This is a genomic window from Prevotella sp. S7-1-8 (assembly GCF_000758925.1).
GTDB lineage: Bacteria > Bacteroidota > Bacteroidia > Bacteroidales > Bacteroidaceae > Prevotella.
Genome location: NZ_JRNC01000073.1, coordinates 1 through 21,745, shown reverse-complemented (window position 1 = coordinate 21,745; position 21,745 = coordinate 1). Strand labels below are relative to the sequence as shown.

The following is a 21,745-nucleotide window of genomic DNA, read 5'->3' as shown; positions in this document are numbered from 1 at the left end:
TGTGGAAACGATTTTCTTGTTGTCCCGTAGAGTCAACGTTATGTGGCGGGTGACATTAAATTAACGGCGTTTTGTTCTTTTAATACCGGAAAAAACGCTACCTTTGCAAGGTTAGAACATTAAACAACAAGACACAAACATGGCACAAGACGATGTTTTCAAGAAGATAGTGAGCCATTGCAAGGAATATGGCTTCGTTTTTCCAAGTTCCGACATCTATGACGGGCTGGCCGCCGTTTACGACTACGGACAGAACGGCGTGGAGCTGAAAAACAACATCAAACAATATTGGTGGCAGTCGATGGTGCTGCTGCACGAGAATATAGTGGGTATAGACGCGGCCATCTTTATGCACCCCACGGTGTGGAAGGCCAGCGGCCACGTGGACGCATTCAACGACCCCCTCATAGACAATCGCGACTCCAAGAAGCGCTATCGGGCTGACAACCTTATAGAAGACCAAATCGGCAAGTACGAGGAAAAGATAGACAAGGAGGTGAAAAAGGCCGCCAAGAAGTTTGGCGAGCGTTTTGACGAAGCCCAGTTCAGGGCCACCAACCCCCGCATGATAGCCAACCAGCGAAAGCGTGACGAGCTGCACGCCCGCTACACCGAGGCCATGCAGGGACCGGACCTTGCGGCTTTGAGGCGGATAATCGAGGACGAGGGCATAGCCGACCCCGTGAGCGGCTCCAAGAATTGGACCGACGTGCGCCAGTTCAACCTGATGTTCTCCACCGAAGTTGGCTCGCTCTCCGACGCCACCAACAAGATATACCTGCGGCCCGAGACGGCGCAAGGCATCTTCGTGAACTATCTCAACGTGCAGAAGACGGGGCGCATGAAGCTGCCTTTTGGTATCGCCCAGATAGGCAAGGCGTTCCGCAACGAGATAGTGGCGCGCCAGTTCGTGTTTCGCATGCGCGAGTTCGAGCAGATGGAGATGCAGTTCTTCTGCCAGCCCGGCACCGAGATGAAGTGGTTTGAGTACTGGAAGCGGGTGCGCTTGGCTTGGCACGAGGCATTGGGCATGGGCGACGAGAACTATCGTTACCATGACCACGAGAAGTTGGCCCACTATGCCAACGCAGCCACCGACATCGAGTTCAAGATGCCGTTTGGCTTCAAGGAGGTGGAGGGCATACACAGTCGCACAGACTATGACCTTTCGCAGCACGAGAAATACTGCGGCCGTGGCATCAAATACTTCGACCCCGACACACAAGAGAGCTACACGCCCTATGATGTGGAGACATCCATCGGCGTGGACCGTATGTTCCTCAGCGTGATGTGCCACGCTTACACCGAGGAGACTTTGGAAAACGGCGAGACGCGCGTGGTGCTCAAGCTGCCCGAGGCCTTGGCCCCGGTGAAGTGCGCCGTGTTCCCGTTGGACAAGAAAGACGGGCTGCCCGAGATAGCCCATGAGGTGGTGGACGAGCTGAAATTCCACTTCAACACTCACTATGGAGACCCCAAGGACTCCATCGGCAAGCGTTACCGCCGCCAAGACGCCATCGGTACGCCGTTCTGCGTGACCGTGGACCACGACACACCAAAGGACCGCAAGGTGACGTTGCGATACCGTGACACCATGGAGCAGCGGCGCGTGGACATAGCCGACCTGCGCTCGCTGATAGAAAACCGTGTAAGCGTGACATCGCTGCTCAAGAAGCTGGGTGCGCAAATAGCTGGTTGGGATAAATAGCGCGAGGAGAATGGGGCGGCGCGCTCAACTTGCCAAACCATTGTGGCGTGTCTGCCATGCCCCGTCAACCATCAACTTTAATAAAGCATAACAACAAATGTCTCGAATACAAAATATCATTACAAGCAGCGCTGCTCGCATAAGATCGTGGGCTGTTGTCTCGACATTGACATGCGCGTCGCTGCTGCTTTTTGCGTCGTGCGCGGAGAACGCGGACAAGGAAGACGAATTTCCCCATTGGCAAGAAACCAACCTGAAAGAATGGAACAGCGTTTATGCGCGGGCCAAAGAGCGCGCCGCCGCTGGAGATCCAGCGTGGAAAGTGATACGAAGTTGGAACTATGAGGAGACGCAGCACGACGACAACACACAATATATCGTGGCTCATGTGCTCAAGGAGGGAACAGGGTCTGGCTGCCCACTCTATACGGACAGTGTGCGTGTGCACTACGCGGGCAGGCTCCTGCCGTCGGCATCCTATCCCAAGGGCTATGAGTTTGACTCAAGTTGGAAACATGCCAGCTCCATGGATATGGCTGTCCCAGCCAAATTCGCGGTGAGCGCGCTCAAGGAAGGCTTTGCCACGGCATTGCAGCACATGCACGTTGGCGATGAGTGGGAGGTGTACATGCCTTGGACCTTGGCTTATGGCGGGGAGGGGAGCGGCGCTATACCTGCCTATTCCATGCTGATTTTCAACATCAAGTTGGTGTCTTATTATCGACCTGGCGCGCCGGTTCCGGATTTCAAGGCCAAGCGAGGATGGCTTGTTGAGCAACCATGAGCGAAAGGCTTTCACCCTGTATGTGGCCCGCGGTGAAAGCCTTTCTGTTTTCTCCGCGTTGCCTTGTTCTTTTTCAGGTTATCTTTTGCCACTCTTTCTTACTTGTTACCCCTTTTTAATTTTCCGCTTAGTGCCTCCGTTAGGCAGCTGTTTGGAGGCTCCGGCAATTGGTTTTACCGTCTTTGGCTTTGTGTTTTTTGGGTCGTTTGTTTGCGCACACGGCGTTTTGATGTAAATCAAGAATTGGGCGTTTCCAGTTGGAAAACATCCTCAAAGCGTTGTTTGTTCGTGCTTTTCGTTCTATCTTTGCATCGTCTTTACAAGACACTTGGGCGCATGCGAATGTCCCACTACGTTTAGTATTGTCAATAGGTAAACAACAAAAAGCCAATAGGCAAGGATACATCAGGATATTAACGCTATTCAGAAAGGAAGGTAGAGAATGCATAAAACACTTGATAGGCAAACGAGAATGGCGAGTATGTGGATAGCTATCGAAGAAGTGGAGAAAATAACAAGGTGTTAGCTCGGGAAGAAAGGTTGTGGGGACGGCCGCTGTCAAGGCCCGTCTCACTGGATAACAAAAACTCGACGACAGGTCGAGAGCGTGAGGATAGGTAGAAGGAAGGTGTTTTTAGATAACGCCACTTCGGGTTGTCGCGACAGACAATCGAAGTGTTAAATTATAACGGCAGGGCGGTTTCCCATCGGGAAACCGCCCTGTTTATGTCGTGATCGTTTTGCCGGACGGCGAAAACGACGTAACTTTACATCCGCAAACAAGACATATGTTAAGCAATAAACGAAGCGAGCTGCTTTTGGCCAAGATACGCGACCAACAGCCTCTGGGCGGCCGGGAAAAGTTCAACCTCATCGTGGAGTTGAGCGTTCCCTCCATGTTGGCCCAGATTACCACCGTGATGATGTTTTTCATCGACGCCTCCATGGTGGGGCATCTCGGCGCGGAGGCGTCGGCGAGCATCGGGCTCGTGGAGACCACCACGTGGCTCATGGGGTCTGTGATGGCGGCGATGGGCGTAGGGTTCACGGTTCAGGTGGCTCACTTTATTGGCGCGAACGATTTTGCCAAGGCCCGCGCGGTGTTCAGGCACGCCATCGTCTTCGGTTTGTCTTTTGGGTTGTTGATGTGCGCCGTGGGCGTCGCCATACACCGTCCGCTGCCGTATTGGCTCGGTGGCGGGGCTGACATAGCCGGCAAGGCGTCCTCTTATTTTCTCGTATACGCCATGACGCTGCCCGTGGTGCTGCTCTACCATCTGATGGCCGGCATGCAAAAAAGCTCCGGCGACATGCGGACGCCCAGCGTGTTGAGCGTCGCGCTGTGCGCGCTCGACGTGGCTTTCAACTATTTTTATATTTACATGCTACATCTTGGGGTGACGGGAGCGGCTCTCGGAACAATGTGCGCGTACGTGGTGACAGTGGCGCCGATGTCGTACATGGCCCTGCGCCGTAACAAAATATTGGCCTTGCGCTTGGATCAAGAGCGGTTCGTGTGGGTGTGGGACTATGTTTACAAGGCTTTGAGAATTAGTTTGCCAATGGCGGTCCAGAGCGTGCTTATGAGTGGCGCTCAAGTGGTGAGCACCCTCATTGTGGCCCCGCTGGGCAATTTTGCCATCGCCGCCAACTCGTTTGCCATCACCGCCGAGAGCCTGTGCTATATGCCCGGCTATGGCATTGGCGACGCCGCCACCACGCTTGTGGGGCAGGCGCGCGGTGCGGGGCGCGACGATTTGTGCAAAAGTTTTGCCCACATGACCATCGGCATGGGCATGGTCGTGATGGCTTTCATGGGTTTGGTGATGTATGTATTTGCCCCCGAGATGATAGGCTTTTTGTCTCCTGTCGACGAAATAAGGTCTTTGGGCGCCGACGTGTTGCGCGTCGAGGCTTTTGCCGAGCCGTTCTTCGCGGCGTCGATAGTGGGCTATAGCGTGTGCGTGGGCGCGGGAGACACGCTCAAGCCGGCCATGATGAACCTGCTGTCCATGTGGTGCGTGCGCTTGTCTTTGGCTTGTTGGCTGGCCCAAAGCCATGGCCTGCTCGGCGTGTGGGTGGCCATGGCGTGCGAGCTTACGTTTCGCGGCGTCATCTTCCTGACGCGTATATGGCGAGGCGGATGGATGAAATCGATGAGGATTGTCAGAACGGTCAAATCGTAGCCAAGCGTGTCGCCAATGACGAGCGGGCCCATAAAATCAAACGCCCCACCCTGATCGCTATCGAGAGTGGGACGTTTGGTCTTATGCTTTCTTGTCTTCCTTGCGAGCCAAGGTGGCGCGACGGTCGGCAAGAATCTTCGCGAGGCGACTGTTGGTTTGCAAGTCTGCCTGCGCGTTCATGATTGTCAACTTGTTCATAATGTTCTTTTTACCTTGAATATTGTCAGCTGGCAAAGATAAGGACGCTTGCGCCATATATGCAAAGATAAAGTTCGAAAAGTGTCGTGAAATCGTTTTTCTTTGACGCAGGTCAAACTTTGCGCGCCGGCTCGGTGTCGATTTCCGCGCCAGCGGCGAATGTCCCCGGCTTCTTTAATCGGGGGCGAGAAGCAAGGTAAAAAGGTTTTGTTTCTCTTTTCAAGCGGATAGCTGTCTCAACACCACGGCTCCTTCGCGCAGCGATTGCCGCACGTCGATGATGCGTTGGTTGCTCGATCCGCGAAAGACAAGGCTTTCGTCGCGCAACGCTTGCACGTAAGGGCCGTCCACCAACACGTCTATCAGTTCCAAGAGCCTGCGTTGTCTCGGATTGTTGAGCAAGGCCTCGTACTTGAATCCGGAGAAGCACCAGATGTCCTTGTTTGTTCTCGCGCGAATGGCTTCTGCCAATTCTGCGAAGCCTTCGGGCTGGAACATCGGGTCGCCACCCGAGAACGTGACGTTGGCGAATGGGTCGGCCTCTATCACTCGCATAATCTCTTCGGTGCTGACGGCGCGCCCGTTGGCGATGTTCCACGATTGTGGGTTGTGGCATCCGGGGCACGCGTTCGGACACCCGGCACAGTATATAGACGTGCGGAATCCCGGGCCGTCCACCATGGTGTCTTCTACGATGTCTAAAATTGAGATCATCCGTGAGTGTTTGAATTTGGTAAACAAGATGTAAAAAACAAGAGAGCGTGGGGCGATGGGGGTAAGTCTGGCGTGTCGGACATCCTAAACGTGTCCGGCACGCCAGATTGTGGCTTGTGCGCGAGGCGTTCCGCCACCCCATGCGGCGTGGCCTTTGTCGGCCCTTGTCACGCCCGTGAGTCCAGGTCCCGGCTCACGTGCTGCACCCTGTCGTTGAGCTCGGCCAGCTTGCCGTGGTTCCATCGGTCTGTCGTTCCCACGAGATAGCCCGTTATTCGTTGCAGGCGGTCTATGTTGTGGCTGCCGCATTTGGGGCAAGTCTCAAGGTTGGGGTCGGCGTTCTCGTACCCGCATTCCATGCAACGGTTGCGGTTGTGGTTTACGGAGCCATAGCCCATGTTGAACTTGTCCATCATGTCCACCACGCCTTTGATTACGTCGGGGTTGTGCGTGGCGTCCCCGTCAATCTCCACGTAGAATATATGGCCGCCGCGAGTTAGGTCGTGATAGGGCGCCTCCACTTCGGCTTTGTGGCGCGCCGAGCACTTGTAATAAACCGGTACATGGTTGGAGTTGGTGTAATAGTCGCGGTCCGTCACGCCAGGTATGACGCCAAACTCCCTGCGATCCACCATGGTGAACTTGCCGCTCAGGCCTTCTGCCGGCGTGGCGAGTATTGAGTAGTTGTGGTGGTATTGCTCCGAGAAGTCGTTGGCTCGGTCCCGCATGTAAGTCACTATTCTCAATCCCAACGCCTGCGACTCCTCGCTCTCGCCGTGATGCTTGCCTGTCAGTGCCACGAGGCACTCCGCGAGGCCGATAAATCCGATGCCCAGCGTGCCGTGATTGATAACGCTTTCTATCGTGTCGTTTGGTCTGAGCTTCTCGCACCCGGTCCATAACTTGGTCATGAGCAACGGGAATTGTTTGGCGAAGGCGGTCTTTTGGAATTGGAATCGGTCGTCCAATTGTTTGGCGGTTAGCTCCAAAAGATGATCCAATTTGGCAAAAAAGAGGTTGATACGCTCGTCTTTGTCTGTGACGCTCATGCACTCGATGGCCAGTTTCACGATGTTGATCGTGGTGAAACTCAGGTTTCCACGCGCCACCGACATCTTCTCGCCGAAGCGGTCCTCAAACACGCGAGTGCGGCAACCCATTGTCGCGATTTCCCACTTGTAACGCTCGGGGTCGTCGGCTTTCCATTTCTCGTTTTGGTTGAATGTGGCGTCAAGGTTGAGGAAGTTGGGGAAGAAGCGTCTGGCGGTCACCTTGCAAGCGTAGCAGTATAGGTCATAGTTGCGATCTCCCGGCAGATAGTTTACGCCTCTTTTCTTTTTCCAAATTTGTATGGGGAATATCGCGGTCTCGCCATTCCCCACCCCCTCGTAGGTGGATTTGAGCAGCTCGCGCATCACGCACCGTCCCTCGGCGGAGGTGTCCGTGCCGTAGTTGATAGATGAGAATACCACCTGATTGCCGCCGCGCGAGTGTATGGTGTTCATGTTATGGATAAAAGCCTCCATGGCTTGGTGTACCCTGTTCACTGTCTTGTTAATGGCGTGCTGCATCAAGCGATCGTCGCCCTCCATGCCTTGCAGGTCTTTTTCCACGAAGTCGTCTATCTCCGCGTGCTTCAGTCGCGCCAGGTCTTTGCCGGTAAGACGCTCCAATGTCTCCACCTCTTCTATATATGAGGAGCGCACGTAAGGCGCCAAATAAAAATCGAAGGCTGGTATGGCTTGTCCGCCGTGCATCTCGTTTTGGCATGTCTCGAGCGATATGCACGCCAGGACCGATGCCGTTTCAATGCGCTTGGCGGGCCTGGACGAACCGTGGCCAGCCACGAAACCGTATTGCAATATGTGGTCCAACGGATGCTGTACGCAGGTGAGCGACTTGGTGGGGTAGTAGTCCTTGTCGTGCACATGGATGAGATTGTGCTTGACGGCGTCGCGCGCTTCTTCGGACAAGAGGTAGTCGTCCACGAAGGGCTTGGTGCTTTCCGAGGCGAATTTCATCATCATGCCGGCTGGCGTGTCGGCGTTCATGTTGGCGTTTTCGCGTGTCACGTCGTTCTTTTTGATGTTCACTATCTCCATGAATATGTCGCGCGTCTTGGCCTTTCGGGCTATGGAGCGTTGGTTGCGATAGGCGATGTATTTCTGCGCCACGTCTTTGCGCGCGCTCTTCATCAGCTCCACTTCCACGGCGTCTTGTATGTCTTCCACTGACATTTGGGATTTGCCTTTGGTCGAGATGTGGTCGCTGATGCGGACGATGAGCCTTTCGTCTTCGCCTTTCTCGGTGTGAAGCATGGCTTTTCTGATGGCGGCTTGTATCTTTTGGTCGTTGAAACCCACGATCCTGCCGTCGCGTTTGACAACTGTTTGTATCATTTCGTTAATTTTATTGGGTGTAATTATAGTGATAAATATTCTTTGCCTGAATGGCGATGCAAATGTACTAAAATAATCCGTACGTTGTTCTTTTTGGATAACTTTTGTCGCGTTAATAAATATTAAACAGTTGGTTTTCAGCATGTTGTAAAATAAAATGGAAAACTTTGGTTGTTTTGCGCGAGTTGCAGTTGTTCGTTTTGGTTAACAATTTGGGCCTCGATGGGCCTATTTGTTTGCCATTTAGATAGTTGGGCGCTTTCCTTTCAACGCTGTTTTTGGGTTGGGTGCTCTATCCATTTAATAGCTTGGCGGTTACGCGTGCGGTCTATATTCTGCGGCTTTGATGGAGGCTCTCCCTGCCGCTGGCGCGAAGCAAACGGTCGCGACATGCCTTGTTGGCGTGCCGCGACCGTTTGTGGGCGCATGGTGACGCTTGCGCGCTATTTGGCGTAAGCCACCGACCGTGTCTCCCTGATCACCGTGATCTTGACTTGGCCGGGGTATGTCATCTCGTTTTGTATTTTCTCGGCGATTTCGTTGCTCAGTCTTGTGCTCTCCTCGTCGGTCATCTTGTCGGCCCCGACAATGACGCGCAGCTCTCGCCCGGCCTGTATGGCGTAGGTCTTGGTTACGCCGGGGTAGCTCATGGCCAGCGCTTCCAGGTCGTTAAGGCGTTTGATGTACGCCTCGACTATCTCCCTGCGCGCTCCCGGCCTGGCTCCGGAGATGGCGTCGCACACTTGTACGATGGGCGCCAAGAGCGTTTCCATTTCCACCTCGTCGTGGTGCGCGGCGATGGCGTTCACGATGTCTGGTTTCTCCTTGTATCGCTCGGCTATCTTGCCGCCAAGCAGGGCGTGGGGCATCTCGCTTTCCTCGTCGGGCACCTTGCCTATGTCGTGCAGTAGCCCGGCGCGTTTGGCTTTCTTGGGGTTCAGTCCCAGCTCGGCCGCCATCACCGCGCAAAGGTTGGCTGTCTCGCGTGCGTGTTGCAGCAGGTTTTGGCCGTAAGACGAACGGTATTTCATCTTGCCCACGATGCGCACGAGGTCTGGATGCAGCCCGTGGATGCCCAGGTCGATGGCCGTTCGTTTGCCGGTCTCGAGTATCTCGTTGTCCAATTGTTTTTTCACTTTGCCCACCACTTCCTCGATGCGCGCCGGATGGATGCGGCCGTCGGCCACCAATTGGTGCAGGGCCAGCCGGCATACTTCGCGGCGCACGGGGTCGAAGGCTGATATGACGATAGACTCTGGCGTGTCGTCCACCACTATTTCCACACCCGTGGCGGCCTCCAGGGCTCTGATGTTGCGGCCTTCCCGTCCGATGATGCGTCCTTTCACCTCGTCGTTGTCAATGTGGAACACGCTCACCGAGTTTTCGATGGCGGTCTCCGTCGCCACGCGTTGGATGGTTTGTATCACTATCTTGCGAGCCTTTTGGTTGGCGTCGAGCTTGGCTTGGTCCATCACCTCGTTGATGTATCCGGCGGCGTCCATGTGCGCTTTGTCTTTCATGCTTTGCACCAATCGCTCCTTGGCCTCCTCGGCTGACAAGCCAGAGAGCTCCTCTAACTTGACGCGTTCTTGGGCTTTCATTTTCTCGAGCTCGGCTTGCCTCGTGGCGATGCCCTTGCGCTCCTTGTCCACGTAGGCCATGTTTTGGTCCAGCTCTTGCTTCTTTCGGCCCATTTCTTCCTGTCGTTGGTTTAGCGACATTTCCCGTTGTCTCAGCCTGTTCTCGTTTTGTTGCAGTTTTTGGATTCGCTGCTGGGCCTCTTTTTCAAGCTCGCTTTTTTGGTTGAGGAACTTCTCTTTCACTTCCAGGAGCTTCTTCTCCTTGATCACCTCGGCCTCTTTGGCGGCCGTGTCGATTATCTGTTTGTATTTTCCGGTAGCTACGTACCGGAATATGGCGTATCCGGCCATGCCGCCTATGAGCATGGCTACGATTGCCGCGACGATAATGCTTGTCATTAAAAATATACGTTTTTTGGGTTAATATTCTTTAGCGTTTTTGTCGGAGAGCGCGGCCTCGATTTCAGAAGTCAACGTCAAAAGAATATCCTTGTAAGGCTTGGTGTCGTTGCGCTCGAGTTGTCGTTGCAATCTTAGCGCCAAGTCAATCATGGCAAAATAGGTGATCTCACGGTCGCTCTTGCTGCCTTTGAAGTTGGCGTTGTAAGCGTTCATGAGCTCATTGATGAGTTCATTGCCTTTACGATACAAGTGTTCGTCTTCTCTTGGAACGCGAACCATGATGTCTGTGTCGTAAACGTGTAGCCTTATGTTTATCTTGTTTGCATTATCTTCTGCCATCGCACCCGTTTATTTCTCACTCAGCAGAGTGATACATTTGTTAACGTCTCTGACAAGTCCGGCCACGCGCTTCTTGGCAACCTCCAAGTCTCCGTCGGTCACGGTGAGCATCTTGGCCAGTTTTAACATATCGTAGTCGTTTCTGAGCTGCGCTAACCGTGCCTCCAATTGTCTCACTTGAGCGTCTTTCTCGCCCACCATGGCATGCAGGCGGGCGTTCTCCCGCCTCAGCTCGTTGTATTGGAGGATCATCTGCCTGACGCGAGTGGTAAAGGTGTTGATGGTTTGTTCGGTTGCGTCCATGACGATACATTTTCTGCAAATTTAAAGATTTTACTTGACAAATGCAAGTGTTTTCGCTTAATTCTTCGCCCAGTCCATGTCGGGAGGGGGTATGCGAGGCGTTTTTTGTCCAAAGAAAGTCATAAAATTGGCCCCCTGACGGTAGACTGTTCTACGGTGATTTTAATGGGTAGGGGGCATGTTTTCTGGCGTTCTGAGCATCGCTTGTGTCATTATCTCTGGGCGATTGCTATCTAATGGCGTGGCGTTTAGGCCTTGTTCGTGTCGTGATTTGGCCCCAAACGGCTTGCGAATGGCGTCCAAACGGCATGCGAATGGCGTCTAAAGGCGCGACGCGTGGCGATTGGTGATGGCCGGGACGGCCTGGGAAGGTTTGTAAACGACTCGCTGAAAACGAGTTATGAAAAACGCCGAGAATCGCGTGTTCGCGCGCGGCATGCCTGCCTTTTGCGAACACGCGATTTCTCAGCGTGTGTTTGTCGTGTTTTTTCAGCGTTGGGCGCATGGCGTTCCCATGATGTCGCGGGGGCGTCGGCAAGCCGCGTGCCCATTGCCTCGGATGGCGACATTGTGGCAATGGGCCTGGACCTCATGGAGCGTGGGGGCTGCCGCCTCGTGGGCAAGGCCGTGCGGGCCGGGAGCTTGGTGTCTCCCGACTGCCATTGGGAACGCGCTCTTTGAGAGGAAATCCTTGGACGGACCGTTCGTTAAAGCCATCCGTCTTTCGAGTGTCCCGGATGGCCAGCGGCCGGCTTTATGGGAAAATTTCCTCGGACAGTGGTGATATTATTTGTCAGGGGCAAATTTTGGTCCATATATATTCGCCATCTTCGGTAGTGACGACCCACATGCATTTATCACCCATATCAATATTTGTCGTATCTGTGACGTAAGGTTGTATTGAAACGCCTGCGTTGACTTCCGTATTCGTACCTGCCAATATAGGGCACTCCTCAAGTAACGGATAAACTTCTACCGTGGGCTTACGGTATGTGGCTTTTATGTTTTTTTCTTTTCTCATGACATTAAAAAAATGATTGGCAATGTCAGCACTCCGTCAATTCTGATGTGATAATTATGGAAATGAGAGAGTTGATTAACTGTGTACAGCTAATAAGATTTGGTCACGTGGCAGGTTGCCAGTAGGTTTATGGTGGAATGAACGTCAAGTGAATGGCATCGGGACCATTCTGCCAAGATAGGGAGGCACATGGGGGGATGCCATCAAAAACTCATTTGTAAAGTTAGGAAAAACTTTCGAAAATCCGCTCTTGAAAACACACTTTTTTGCGCATGGTGACAAAAAAAATACGTCTCGCCCGGATGGGGGCGTCGCCGCGCCCGTCGCGAGCGGACTTGCGGCATGAATTTCATACGCGCGCAAGCCGGGCGCGTCAACAGGTGGGGTGGCTCAACCTTCCCTTTTCCGGCGCAGTCTGAACATGGACGGGCCGCTGGCTATGTGGCCAACGGCCCGAGCAGTGTCAGCAAGTAAGGCAAGAAGTCTCCGCGCGTCTACCCCACAAAGGCATCCATGGCGGGGCGCATGCGTCAAAAATAATTTTCGATGGGTGCCGGAGCGTGCCAAGCCGAAAGTTAAAAGGTCGTACTGTCAAAGGATCTTTCGGCTGGCGATGGAAAGCCGCATGGCCATTGTCTCAAATGATAACGGACCGCAGGTTTGTGGCGTCAGCCTTGTTTCTTGTTGTTGGCGGCATCCTCTTGCCCTGCTTTGGGCTCTTTTTTAGCGAGCATCACTACTTGAAATATAAAATCGGCGATCCATTTTTGTGAAAATCCCAACCGATGGTTGTATTTTCGAATGCCCAAAGCGGTCTTCATGACGCTTGCGTCCGTGAAATTGTTTTTCGTGAAAATGTCGTCAACGGTTTTCTCGGTCATGGTATAGATGGCTTTCTTGAAAATGGATGGCACGCGCAGTTTGAATTTCATAAGGTTGCTTACCGTCATCATGAGGTCTTGCGAGAAGTTCTGAAACTGAATCATGTAGACTTGTACGTCGGTAATGCGCTTGCAGTTTCGGCGTATGCTTTGGTCTATTTCCTTGAAGAAGCTGTCGTCGGTTCCATAGATTTCTCTCATCATCTTTTTGCACTGCGTTTTCTCTCCCTCGCCCAACTTGTTGTTTAGGGTGGGCACGCGCAGGGTGTTTTTGAACATCCGCAAGTCGGGCAGCATGGCCAAATTGGTGATACCTAATTGAGAGGCTAACGCGGCTTGGAAGTATACGCGCACCAAGGTCATGTAGTCTTGCATGCCTCCGGTTTTCTCGTCTTGCGCCTTTCCGCCGAATATCTTTGACAAAAATCCCATAAGTGTATTGGCTTTACAGTGTGTGAGTTGTAAATGTAATTAGTGTTTGCAAAAGTAGTACAATATTGCGAGAACTCAAAATTATTTAAATAAATAGTCGTCGGGCCATCCCAAAAAGAGAGTTTGCGTGTGACTTTGTGGCTAAAAGTGGTTTGGCAAATGGCTTTTGGCGATGTGAGTGGATGATGGTTGCGCGTTATTTTGATGGAAAATCTTTAAAAAAGACGTGTGTTCATGGTGTCGTGTGAATTTATTTACATACCTTTGCCGGCATAAGAACGAATGGTTTTGTAGTATCTATTCTTCACAATGCTCTTTCTCCCAAATAGTGGCGGACGTGTCATCGTAATAATTGACCTCAAAATAATGTTTCTTGTAGCTTACTGTAGAGTGGACAGAATGTTGGATTTTGAGAAAATCGACGATGAGCTTCTTTGGGCTGTTGGGACAGCGGTTTATCTCCATTATCTTTCTGGTCGCGTTCGGGGCAAGAGCGCTTTCCATGGTTTGCTGGCGACGGTGGCTCGCGGTTTTGCGACCTTGCGCCATCGTCATGAATGGAGTGATAAACCTATTTTATTTTGTAATATTAAAAAACAATGAACATTTTTGTATCAAACATCAACTTTCGCACTCGGCAAGAGAGTCTTGAAGAACTTTTCTCCAATTATGGCGATGTGGAATCCGCCCATATCATCACAGACCGCGAGACCGGTCGCTCGCGTGGCTTTGGCTTCGTGGAGATGCCCAACGACGACGAGGCCAACGCTGCCATTGAGGCCTTGAATGGCAAAGAATTTGAGGAAAAAGAACTCAACGTGAGCCAGGCTCGCCCTCGCGAGGAGCGCAGGCCTCGCGCCAACTTTGACGGCCCTCGCGGTTACGGCCGCGGCCCTCGTGGCGGCTACGGTCGTGACAATCGCAGGTCGTACGGCGAAGGCCACGGTGGCTACGGCCACGACGCGCGCGGCCGTTATGACGACAACGATGGCTACGGTCGCGAAGACCGTTACTAATCCGCCTTGACGCGATCGCGCCATGCCCTGGCCGTGGCGCCAAGCCAAGCGCGTGGCGTTGTCTTCACTCTTCGCGCCATGGCTGTCTTTTGAGGCGACGGGTACAGGCGCGCGTGGTCACAATGCCATGCGCGCCATATAATATAAGGTGTGCAAGCTTTTCAAGACTAAAATGACGGTTTGCCTTCTTGCCTTTTATGTCTCGCTTGGTTGGCGTCTTCATGTCGTCTTGGCGTCGTCGCCTTGGCGTTCGTGGGTTGTGTGGTTTTTCGCGCGACCCCCTTGGCGCTTGATGCCTGCTGAAGAAATAGGAGCAAATGTGATGAAAATAATTTTCGGGGCTTGCTTATGGTCGTTAATTTTCATTGTACAATTGCAAGATTACAATTTATTTGAGTAACTTTGCAATTGTTATGGCAAAACCTGATACAGACCAACAGTTTAAAGATGTGATGGCAGAATGCCGTGAGCTTTTTGCCAAGAAGTTGCATGATTATGGTGCGTCGTGGCGCATATTGCGGCCGTCGTCGCTTACCGACCAGCTTTTTATCAAGGCCAAGCGCGTCAGGTCGCTTGAGATATTGGGAGAATCGATGGTGGGCGAGGGTATCAGGCCAGAGTTTGTCGCGCTTGTCAATTATGGCATCGTGGGGTTGATACAGATAGAGCTCGGGTTTGCCGACACCGTGGACATGACCGTGGAGGCGGCGTTGGCCCTGTATGACGCGCGCGCCCGGCAGGCTTTTGAGCTTATGACCAAGAAAAACCACGATTATGGCGAGGCATGGAGGGACATGCGGGTGAGCAGCTATACAGATCTTATACTCACCAAGATAGAGCGCGTGAAGGAATTGGAGGACATTGCCGGTGAGGCATTGGTTTCCGAGGGCATCGACGCGAATTATCTCGATATTATCAATTACGCTGTCTTTGGCGTGATAAGACTCTCGGAAAACAACCCCAAAAGTTGACTGTGCGCGGTATGGACACTCAATAACTCAAGCGGATAACAAATGCGGCAAGACGATAGTAAACGGACAGGCGCGCGTTCCATTGGCATTGAGCCCGCGTCGACGGCGCCGACCTCGCGAGACGCCGAACATGGCGTTGGCGCGCGTGGCGGATGGTTGACGCGCGTGGTCGTGAACGCATGTCGTTTGGTGTTGGGCGGCACGCTTGTGCTCTCGGGCTTCGTGAAAGCCATCGACCCATTGGGCACGCAATACAAGATACAAGACTATTTGACAGCCATCGGGTGGCCGGGCATGGCTCCCGACGTGATGACGATAGGCGCCTCGGTGCTGTTGTCCGCCTTTGAGTTCTCTATTGGTATATTCGTCTTGTTCGCTATCCGCCGCCGTTTGGTCTCCAAGTTGGCGTTGGCGCTCATGTCCGCGATGACCATAGTCACGCTATGGATATTGGTGGCCAACCCCGTGAAAGACTGTGGGTGTTTCGGTGACTTTGTCACGCTGACCAACGTGGAGACATTTCTCAAGAATATCGTGCTGCTGGCTTGTGCCATCGCGCTGGCCAAATGGCCTTTGGCAATGTATCGTTTCCTCTCGCGCTCCACCCAGTGGATAGCCGTTAATTTCACCATCTTGTTCATTATCGCCACTTCTGGCTATTGCCTCTACAAACTGCCGATATTCGATTTTCGCCCCTATCGCGTTGGCGTGAACATCCTGAAAGGAATGGAGATACCCGAAGGCGCTCCCCAGCCTAAGTTTGAGACTACCTTTATCATGGAAAAAAACGGTCAGCGCAAGGAATTCTCGCTTGAGAATTATCCAGACTCCACGTGGCGGTTTGTCGACTCGAAAACCGTGCAGATTGAGCCGGGCTACATTCCTCCCATCCACGATTTCTCCATACAGCGAGCCGATGGCTATGACATCACAGAGGAGACGCTGTCGCGTCCGGGCTATCTTTTCCTGCTCGTGTCGCCCCATTTGGGTAGAGCCAATGACACAAATTTTGGCGACATAGACCAAATCTATGAGTATGCGCGACAAGCGAAAGTGCCATTCTGCTGCCTGACGGCATCCTCCAAATCCGAGATAGACCATTGGAAAAATATCACCGGTGCCGAATACCCATTTTATTTCACTGACGAGACCACCCTTAAGACTGTCATTCGCAGCAATCCCGGGCTGCTATTGCTCAAGGATGGAACAATCATCAGAAAGTGGAGCCATAACGGCTTGCCCAAAAGCGACGAGCTGGTTGAGCCTCTCGCCAAGTCGGAGATAGGACATCCGGCGCCCGGCGCCGTGGGCAAAATTGTGGCGCAGGTGCTGGCTTGGTTTTTTATACCCCTCATCTCGCTCACCTTGGCCGATCGCGCATGGGCTTGGAGTGGCAGGCTGAGACGCAAGGCGAGGTATGTGAGCGACAAGCGAGAGGGGACAGTTGAAATCGAATAGCGATATAATACAATCAAGGTGTTTAATTTTTAAAAGTTGTAACAATGAGAAAGAAAATTGTAGCGGGAAACTGGAAAATGAACAAAGATCTGCAGGACGGCGTGGCATTGGCCAAGGAAATCAACGACATGCTCGTGGCGGACAAACCCAATTGTGAGGTGGTGGTATGCACGCCGTTCATCCATCTGGCGAAAGTGGCCGAGGTGCTAGACGAGAAAGTGGTCGGCTTGGGCGCCGAGAACTGCTCTGACAAGGAAAGCGGCGCCTACACTGGCGAGGTCTCCGCGTCTATGGTGAAGTCTACTGGCGCGCAATACGTGATACTCGGACACTCAGAAAGGCGTCAATACTATGGTGAGACGGCGGCCATTCTCAAGGACAAGGTGGCTTTGGCGTTGGCCAATGGCTTAAAAGTGATTTTTTGCTGTGGCGAGACTCTTGAGGAGCGCGAGGCCGAAAGGCAAAACGAGGTGGTAAAGGCCGAGTTGGAGGGGTCTGTTTTCCATCTCTCAAGTGATGAGTGGAAGAACATCGTTTTGGCCTATGAGCCTATCTGGGCAATTGGCACTGGCAAGACCGCCACGTCTGACCAAGCCGAGGAAATGTTGGCCTACATTCGTTCTATTGTGGCCGAAAAATATGGCAAAGAAGCAGCCGACAACACGTCTATCTTATATGGAGGAAGCTGCAAGGCGAGCAACGCCCCCGAGCTTTTCGCCAAGCCTGACATCGATGGTGGCCTCATTGGTGGCGCCTCGCTGAAGGCGTCCGATTTCAAAGGCATCATCGACGCATGGAAAAAATAATGACAAGGACCGTTGATTGACATTGGGAGATCTGGGCTGGAGGGCGAAAGCCTGTACGCCAAATGCGCTTGGCGATCGCTCTCCGGCTCGTTGTTCCCAATTTAGTCGAATGAGATGCACGCAAGATGACACGCCATCGCGGTCGTGGCGTGAATGGATTTAAGTTCGATACTCTATGAACAGAAAGAAACATGTAGCCCTTGGCATGATGATTTGGTGCTTGGCTCTCAATGCCGAGGCACAGACTTTTCTTGACCATTTGAGACAGAACAATGACGCGGAAGGCAAGGTCACTGTCACCCAAAGCACCACAATAGATGAACTCGTGAACCATTTAGGCGCGACGGCAACACCATCCAAACCCGCCAATGGCATTGCCAAACCCGTGAGCAGACCGTCGGCGAGCGTCGCCGCGGCCGTCAAGCCTGCGCAGGGTGTTACGAGACCACGGGAGAAAGCGTCGGAATATGTGCCTGCTCATCGTAATGTCGACATGGGTAAAACTTTTGGTGGCACTTCGCGCGCAACCGCCAAGCCTGATAAAACAGGAATGGAGGTTCATGTTCCGGTGGTGGATATGAGCAAAAAGGTGATGCGTGGCAGCAGAAAAATCAATGGTTATAGAGTGCAGGTTTTTGCCGGTGGAAATACGCGCGACGACAAGATGAAAGCTCAACAGATAGGCAATGCCGTTAAGCTGCAATTTCCTGAAGAGCCGATTTATGTGCACTTTTATTCGCCAAGATGGATTTGCCGTATGGGAAACTATCGCGCTTACGCGGAGGCAAACCGTGTGTTGAGACGGATCAGGAGTATGGGTTATCGGTCGGCGACCATCGTAAAAGGCAAGATAACGGTGCAATATTAGTGTTTCCGCGAAGGTAACATTCACGTTTAATTATTATAAAATATCTACATTATACCTATAACACTATGATTTTGGAACCAGGATACCGCGACGGGCTGGATGAGCTCGCTGCCCATTACAAGGAGATTTTGAAACTTTTGGGCGAGGACCCAAGTCGCGAGGGGCTTGTAAAGACCCCCATGCGCGTGGCCAAGGCCATGCAAACACTCACCCGCGGTTATTTCGAGGATGCCCATCAGGTGCTCAGGGACGCGCTTTTCAAAGAAGATTACAACCAGATGGTCATCGTCAAGGACATCGATTTCTATTCCATGTGCGAGCACCATATGCTGCCATTCTACGGCAAAGCCCACGTGGCCTATATCCCAAATGGCTATATCACAGGTTTGAGCAAGGTGGTTCGCGTGGTGGATATACTCAGCCACAAGCTGCAAGTGCAAGAGAGACTGACCCAACAAATCAAGGATTGCATCCAAGAGACACTCCAACCGCTTGGCGTTATGGTCGTCATAGAGGCCAGCCACATGTGCATGCAGATGCGTGGCGTGGAAAAACAGCATAGCGTCACTACTACCTCTGACTTTTGCGGGGCTTTCAACCAAGCCAAAACGAGGGAGGAATTTATGAACCTTATAAGACATAAATAATGATGAAAAAGTTAGCTTTATTCTTGACTTGCGCCATCGTCGTATGCGGCATGGCGTCTTGTTTGGATGACAACAACACCCAAAACGTGTTGACACAGGAGAAAATGAGCGCGGCCGTCAAGACAATGGAAGGCACTTATCACGGCAAAATGGTGTATACGTCAGACCCGGGAAAGATCCCTGACACGATTAAAAACATTACTTGGACAGTGGACTCTGTTATCACCATTAAAGACTTTCCACGAAGTATTTTCTCCCAAAGTTTAACGCCACAAGCCAATCCGCAGCTTTTGGATGCCTTGAAGAATTTGCCCAACGAGGACTTAAAATGCAACATTGGCTTTTACAGCGTTGAGGACGACTTGTACACTCTAAACGTGATGCCACATAGTATTGATTTCAAATGGAAGGTTGATAACACGGAGCACGATAGCCATATTGTCTTCTTTAATGGCAATGAGACGTCTGTTGGCATTTTCAAGATATCTACCAAGGAGATGATATTTATGATGAACACATATGCGTTGTATATTGACAAGGTGACGCAGACGGGCGACTTGTTCCGCAGAACCGTTTTTAAACTAATAGCAACATCAAAAGGTTAAGTCCATGAAGTTTATTTCCTGGAACGTAAATGGGCTTCGCGCGTGTGTCAAGCCCAAGACCGACAAGGAGGGAAATGTCGTTAGCGAGGGCTTCGAGAGAGTTTTCAAGAGCCTCGACGCGGATTTTTTCTGTCTGCAAGAAACCAAGATGCAGGCTGGCCAGCTGGACTTGGAGTTTGAGGGGTACCGTTCTTTTTGGAACTATGCCGTGCGCAAAGGTTATAGCGGTACGGCTATCTACGCTCGCCATGAGCCATTGAGCGTGATGCGAGGGATGGGCATTGAGGAGCACGACCAAGAGGGAAGGGTTATCACGTTGGAGTATCCCGCGTTTTATTTAGTCACCGTTTACACCCCCAACTCTCAAGAGTCTTTGCCCGATGAGGTCAAGCCCAGACGGCTGTCGTACCGTATGGAGTGGGAGGATGCGTTCAGAACGTATTTGAAAAAACTCGACGAGCATAAGCCGGTCATTGTTTGTGGTGACCTGAACGTGGCTCACGAGGAGATAGATATCAAAAATCCCAAGACCAATCGTAACAACGCCGGTTTTACCGATGAGGAGCGGGGCAAGATGACGGAGCTGCTCGGGGTGGGCTTTATAGACACTTTTCGAACAATGCATCCAGACCAAGTGACGTACAGTTGGTGGAGCTACCGCTTCCGGGCGCGTGAGCGAAACACCGGTTGGCGGTTGGATTATTTTCTCATGTCCGATCGATTGCGGGAGAAAATGATAGACGCCAAGATACACACGGAGATTTACGGCAGCGACCATTGCCCCGTGGAGCTGCTGCTTGATATACGTTGACTCGTTGGCACCGTGCGCCCATTTGGTGGTGCGTATGCCTTTGTCATAAACAAGTGATATATCCTAACACATAAAGGCCCACATTCTCACGAATGCGGGCCTTCCTTTTCTGTTTAGTAGTTATTTTCGTATTATTTATTGTAAGAGAGATTTATTTTATGGTTTGAAATGCTAAACTAAAGGACTTTTTAATATTTTCTTCGTTAGAAATATCCATTTCTTATTGTAAAAGGCTTTTAATCTCGGAGAGAGACCTTTTTTCTTGCGTTCCGTCAGGGTTGGTTACCATGAAATAGTCAAATCTTGACTTCCCGTCTTTGTATGCTATCACGGCGATGCTTCCGTTGCGCATGTGCAGTGTGAAATAACCTTCACGCTTGCCATTCACGTATTTGCCGTTGAGTTTTTCTTTGCCATTAACGTAGTAGGTGGTCACCGATCCGTTGAAAATGCTGTTTTTGTCGTTGCCAAGGTCGATGAAGTTGTAACCCCCTTCGGCCTTCAGCGTGCCGTCCATATAGTAGTCCGTGAAGACATCTTCTTTCTTGTTGCCTTTGTCTTGAGAGAGCAGCAGCCTGTAATAAGCCGCTTGGTCCGCTTGGCTAACAGAAGTTTGATCGGCTGCATAGTAAATAGTGTCTGCAACTACGACCGCTGTTTCGCTGACGTGCTTGCGTCCGAAACTTGCCATGGAAATGAGCGTCATGGCTGAGATTAGTACGATATTTTTCATTTTGGTTCCTCTTAAATATTAGGTTTGTTATTATCACGCCGCAAAGGTATACATAAAATGCTAACTGGCCTAATTATTTAACAGTAATTTATAATTATTTTTCGTCGAATAAACAGTCGATAAAAACTTTTGCCTTTCAATTTGAAACTTTATCAATATTTTCAGATTTGCTTACATATTGCAATAATGTATGAGTTTAAACAGGGAGAATAACGCTATTTAATATCAATGTGTCAGATTATAAGATGTATTTGTCATATAATTATTGGTAAAATATCGAAGAGAAATTAGTTTGTTTGCGATGTGGTTGTAAATATAAATTACCTATAAAACAGATTGTTATTAAACACCCTTTAATAACTTTCAATATGACAAAATAGTTTCTTTTTGTCTATCAATGAGATGTCAATTTTTCGTGTGTTCATGACAATGAAAGGTCGGCTTAAATCTGCGCGTGTTTTATTTTGAAAGTTCTACGGTCTGTTTCCCGACATATTGCAAGTTAATATTGGTATTTTTCATGCTGTTAACGCAGCACAATTATCAAAGTAACAAAAAATGACCGCCTGTTGTTTTCAATTTAGCTCAATTCTCTTACTTCGGTCTATGTCTCATCATGGTATCTTTCAGGTTGGCGTTTTGGTAGTCGCGGCAGCTCTTTTGGGGGGCGCGGTGAGTCCCTGCGATTGCGGCAACCGCGAAACCGCGAGCGGGACAAAAACAGGAAGGCATGACGCAGGCTAAAAGTTCACGCGCGTAAATTTCCGCCGCGCCCGTCCGTTTCTTGTATCCGCCGCGGCTGTCTCCATGCGTTCTTCGCCCCCCATCCCACACTCTCTGTTCTTGATTTTATAAAATATAATTACTGTTTTTTTGATCATTG

General features: G+C 51.4%; 21 protein-coding genes. 13 read left to right on the top strand and 8 right to left on the bottom strand.

Translation table 11 applies throughout. From position 1 onward, the window contains the following. Positions 1–139: 139 nt before the first annotated feature. The 3 genes from HMPREF1640_RS10810 (at position 140) to HMPREF1640_RS10800 (ending at position 4,678) form a co-directional block, all read left to right on the top strand. A complete protein-coding gene (locus HMPREF1640_RS10810) occupies positions 140–1,708 on the top strand; it encodes a glycine--tRNA ligase (RefSeq protein WP_036894630.1) in 1,569 nt (522 codons plus the stop codon). Between the two features lie 97 nt (positions 1,709–1,805). Beyond that, positions 1,806–2,492, top strand: coding sequence for an FKBP-type peptidyl-prolyl cis-trans isomerase (locus HMPREF1640_RS10805; RefSeq protein ID WP_081935351.1), 687 nt, complete (start codon positions 1,806–1,808; stop codon positions 2,490–2,492). Between the two features lie 788 nt (positions 2,493–3,280). Beyond that, positions 3,281–4,678, top strand: coding sequence for an MATE family efflux transporter (locus HMPREF1640_RS10800; RefSeq protein ID WP_036894629.1), 1,398 nt, complete (start codon positions 3,281–3,283; stop codon positions 4,676–4,678). Positions 4,679–5,095: 417 nt separating this feature from the next. On the opposite strand, the gene nrdG is transcribed toward HMPREF1640_RS10800, so the two are convergent. The 6 genes from nrdG to HMPREF1640_RS13390 all read right to left on the bottom strand — a co-directional run bounded on the left by nrdG (position 5,096) and on the right by HMPREF1640_RS13390 (position 11,330). Further along, on the bottom strand, positions 5,096–5,590 hold the full coding sequence (gene nrdG, locus HMPREF1640_RS10795) for an anaerobic ribonucleoside-triphosphate reductase activating protein (RefSeq protein ID WP_036894626.1): 495 nt from the start codon (positions 5,588–5,590) through the stop codon (positions 5,096–5,098). Positions 5,591–5,757: 167 nt separating this feature from the next. Continuing rightward, positions 5,758–7,989: an anaerobic ribonucleoside triphosphate reductase gene (locus HMPREF1640_RS10790; RefSeq protein ID WP_036894624.1), complete on the bottom strand. Its 2,232-nt coding sequence runs from the start codon at positions 7,987–7,989 to the stop codon at positions 5,758–5,760. A 443-nt stretch (positions 7,990–8,432) separates the two neighbouring features. After that, the gene (gene rny, locus HMPREF1640_RS10785; protein WP_036894622.1) at positions 8,433–9,968 is read right to left on the bottom strand and encodes a ribonuclease Y; all 1,536 of its coding nucleotides are present in this window, start codon (positions 9,966–9,968) and stop codon (positions 8,433–8,435) included. Between the two features lie 21 nt (positions 9,969–9,989). Further along, the gene (locus HMPREF1640_RS10780; RefSeq protein ID WP_036894616.1) at positions 9,990–10,310 is read right to left on the bottom strand and encodes a cell division protein ZapA; all 321 of its coding nucleotides are present in this window, start codon (positions 10,308–10,310) and stop codon (positions 9,990–9,992) included. A 9-nt stretch (positions 10,311–10,319) separates the two neighbouring features. Continuing rightward, the gene (locus tag HMPREF1640_RS10775; protein WP_036894615.1) at positions 10,320–10,613 is read right to left on the bottom strand and encodes a hypothetical protein; all 294 of its coding nucleotides are present in this window, start codon (positions 10,611–10,613) and stop codon (positions 10,320–10,322) included. Between the two features lie 489 nt (positions 10,614–11,102). Then, on the bottom strand, positions 11,103–11,330 hold the full coding sequence (locus HMPREF1640_RS13390; protein WP_156098799.1) for a hypothetical protein: 228 nt from the start codon (positions 11,328–11,330) through the stop codon (positions 11,103–11,105). A gap of 646 nt (positions 11,331–11,976) precedes the next feature. On the opposite strand from HMPREF1640_RS13390, the gene HMPREF1640_RS13890 reads away from it, so the two are divergent. After that, positions 11,977–12,108, top strand: coding sequence for a hypothetical protein (locus HMPREF1640_RS13890; RefSeq protein ID WP_255327716.1), 132 nt, complete (start codon positions 11,977–11,979; stop codon positions 12,106–12,108). A gap of 194 nt (positions 12,109–12,302) precedes the next feature. Here the strand turns inward: HMPREF1640_RS13890 and HMPREF1640_RS10760 are convergent, their stop codons facing one another. After that, a complete protein-coding gene (locus tag HMPREF1640_RS10760) occupies positions 12,303–12,947 on the bottom strand; it encodes a hypothetical protein (RefSeq protein ID WP_036894608.1) in 645 nt (214 codons plus the stop codon). 366 nt (positions 12,948–13,313) lie between these two features. Here HMPREF1640_RS10760 and HMPREF1640_RS10755 point away from each other — a divergent pair, with 366 nt between their 5' ends. From HMPREF1640_RS10755 to HMPREF1640_RS10715, 9 genes are all read left to right on the top strand, one after another. After that, entirely contained in the window at positions 13,314–13,550 is a 237-nt protein-coding gene (locus HMPREF1640_RS10755) for a hypothetical protein (protein WP_156098798.1), read from the top strand. Next, positions 13,547–13,963, top strand: coding sequence for an RNA-binding protein (locus HMPREF1640_RS10750; protein ID WP_052051811.1), 417 nt, complete (start codon positions 13,547–13,549; stop codon positions 13,961–13,963). The genes HMPREF1640_RS10755 and HMPREF1640_RS10750 overlap by 4 nt, the downstream gene beginning before the upstream one ends. Before the next feature lie 413 nt (positions 13,964–14,376). Then, positions 14,377–14,934, top strand: a complete 558-nt coding sequence (locus tag HMPREF1640_RS10745) for a DUF1599 domain-containing protein (RefSeq protein ID WP_036894606.1) — start codon at positions 14,377–14,379, stop codon at positions 14,932–14,934. A gap of 42 nt (positions 14,935–14,976) precedes the next feature. Beyond that, positions 14,977–16,392 (top strand): BT_3928 family protein, encoded by a 1,416-nt coding sequence (locus HMPREF1640_RS10740; RefSeq protein ID WP_081935350.1) that lies wholly within the window; start codon positions 14,977–14,979, stop codon positions 16,390–16,392. A gap of 44 nt (positions 16,393–16,436) precedes the next feature. Next, a complete protein-coding gene (tpiA, locus tag HMPREF1640_RS10735) occupies positions 16,437–17,198 on the top strand; it encodes a triose-phosphate isomerase (RefSeq protein WP_036894604.1) in 762 nt (253 codons plus the stop codon). A gap of 175 nt (positions 17,199–17,373) precedes the next feature. After that, on the top strand, positions 17,374–18,066 hold the full coding sequence (locus HMPREF1640_RS10730; protein WP_036894602.1) for an SPOR domain-containing protein: 693 nt from the start codon (positions 17,374–17,376) through the stop codon (positions 18,064–18,066). Between the two features lie 65 nt (positions 18,067–18,131). Further along, the gene (folE, locus tag HMPREF1640_RS10725; RefSeq protein ID WP_036894601.1) at positions 18,132–18,713 is read left to right on the top strand and encodes a GTP cyclohydrolase I FolE; all 582 of its coding nucleotides are present in this window, start codon (positions 18,132–18,134) and stop codon (positions 18,711–18,713) included. Further along, positions 18,713–19,318 (top strand): DUF4840 domain-containing protein, encoded by a 606-nt coding sequence (locus HMPREF1640_RS10720; protein WP_036894599.1) that lies wholly within the window; start codon positions 18,713–18,715, stop codon positions 19,316–19,318. The genes folE and HMPREF1640_RS10720 overlap by 1 nt, the downstream gene beginning before the upstream one ends. Positions 19,319–19,322: 4 nt before the next feature. Further along, entirely contained in the window at positions 19,323–20,129 is an 807-nt protein-coding gene (locus HMPREF1640_RS10715) for an exodeoxyribonuclease III (protein WP_036894597.1), read from the top strand. Between the two features lie 220 nt (positions 20,130–20,349). On the opposite strand, the gene HMPREF1640_RS10710 is transcribed toward HMPREF1640_RS10715, so the two are convergent. Further along, on the bottom strand, positions 20,350–20,862 hold the full coding sequence (locus HMPREF1640_RS10710; protein WP_036894596.1) for a toxin-antitoxin system YwqK family antitoxin: 513 nt from the start codon (positions 20,860–20,862) through the stop codon (positions 20,350–20,352). Positions 20,863–21,745: the final 883 nt, after the last annotated feature.

Bases quoted from the DNA above. Each gene is read 5' to 3' on its own strand.
- HMPREF1640_RS10810 (WP_036894630.1), top strand. From the start codon at position 140: ATGGCACAAGACGATGTTTTCAAGAAGATAGTGAGCCATTGCAAGGAA.
- HMPREF1640_RS10805 (WP_081935351.1), top strand. From the start codon at position 1,806: ATGTCTCGAATACAAAATATCATTACAAGCAGCGCTGCTCGCATAAGA.
- HMPREF1640_RS10800 (WP_036894629.1), top strand. From the start codon at position 3,281: ATGTTAAGCAATAAACGAAGCGAGCTGCTTTTGGCCAAGATACGCGAC.
- nrdG (WP_036894626.1), bottom strand. From the start codon at position 5,590: ATGATCTCAATTTTAGACATCGTAGAAGACACCATGGTGGACGGCCCG.
- HMPREF1640_RS10790 (WP_036894624.1), bottom strand. From the start codon at position 7,989: ATGATACAAACAGTTGTCAAACGCGACGGCAGGATCGTGGGTTTCAAC.
- rny (WP_036894622.1), bottom strand. From the start codon at position 9,968: ATGACAAGCATTATCGTCGCGGCAATCGTAGCCATGCTCATAGGCGGC.
- HMPREF1640_RS10780 (WP_036894616.1), bottom strand. From the start codon at position 10,310: ATGGCAGAAGATAATGCAAACAAGATAAACATAAGGCTACACGTTTAC.
- HMPREF1640_RS10775 (WP_036894615.1), bottom strand. From the start codon at position 10,613: ATGGACGCAACCGAACAAACCATCAACACCTTTACCACTCGCGTCAGG.
- HMPREF1640_RS13390 (WP_156098799.1), bottom strand. From the start codon at position 11,330: ATGGCTTTAACGAACGGTCCGTCCAAGGATTTCCTCTCAAAGAGCGCG.
- HMPREF1640_RS13890 (WP_255327716.1), top strand. From the start codon at position 11,977: ATGAATTTCATACGCGCGCAAGCCGGGCGCGTCAACAGGTGGGGTGGC.
- HMPREF1640_RS10760 (WP_036894608.1), bottom strand. From the start codon at position 12,947: ATGGGATTTTTGTCAAAGATATTCGGCGGAAAGGCGCAAGACGAGAAA.
- HMPREF1640_RS10755 (WP_156098798.1), top strand. From the start codon at position 13,314: ATGTTTCTTGTAGCTTACTGTAGAGTGGACAGAATGTTGGATTTTGAG.
- HMPREF1640_RS10750 (WP_052051811.1), top strand. From the start codon at position 13,547: ATGAACATTTTTGTATCAAACATCAACTTTCGCACTCGGCAAGAGAGT.
- HMPREF1640_RS10745 (WP_036894606.1), top strand. From the start codon at position 14,377: ATGGCAAAACCTGATACAGACCAACAGTTTAAAGATGTGATGGCAGAA.
- HMPREF1640_RS10740 (WP_081935350.1), top strand. From the start codon at position 14,977: ATGCGGCAAGACGATAGTAAACGGACAGGCGCGCGTTCCATTGGCATT.
- tpiA (WP_036894604.1), top strand. From the start codon at position 16,437: ATGAGAAAGAAAATTGTAGCGGGAAACTGGAAAATGAACAAAGATCTG.
- HMPREF1640_RS10730 (WP_036894602.1), top strand. From the start codon at position 17,374: ATGAACAGAAAGAAACATGTAGCCCTTGGCATGATGATTTGGTGCTTG.
- folE (WP_036894601.1), top strand. From the start codon at position 18,132: ATGATTTTGGAACCAGGATACCGCGACGGGCTGGATGAGCTCGCTGCC.
- HMPREF1640_RS10720 (WP_036894599.1), top strand. From the start codon at position 18,713: ATGATGAAAAAGTTAGCTTTATTCTTGACTTGCGCCATCGTCGTATGC.
- HMPREF1640_RS10715 (WP_036894597.1), top strand. From the start codon at position 19,323: ATGAAGTTTATTTCCTGGAACGTAAATGGGCTTCGCGCGTGTGTCAAG.
- HMPREF1640_RS10710 (WP_036894596.1), bottom strand. From the start codon at position 20,862: ATGAAAAATATCGTACTAATCTCAGCCATGACGCTCATTTCCATGGCA.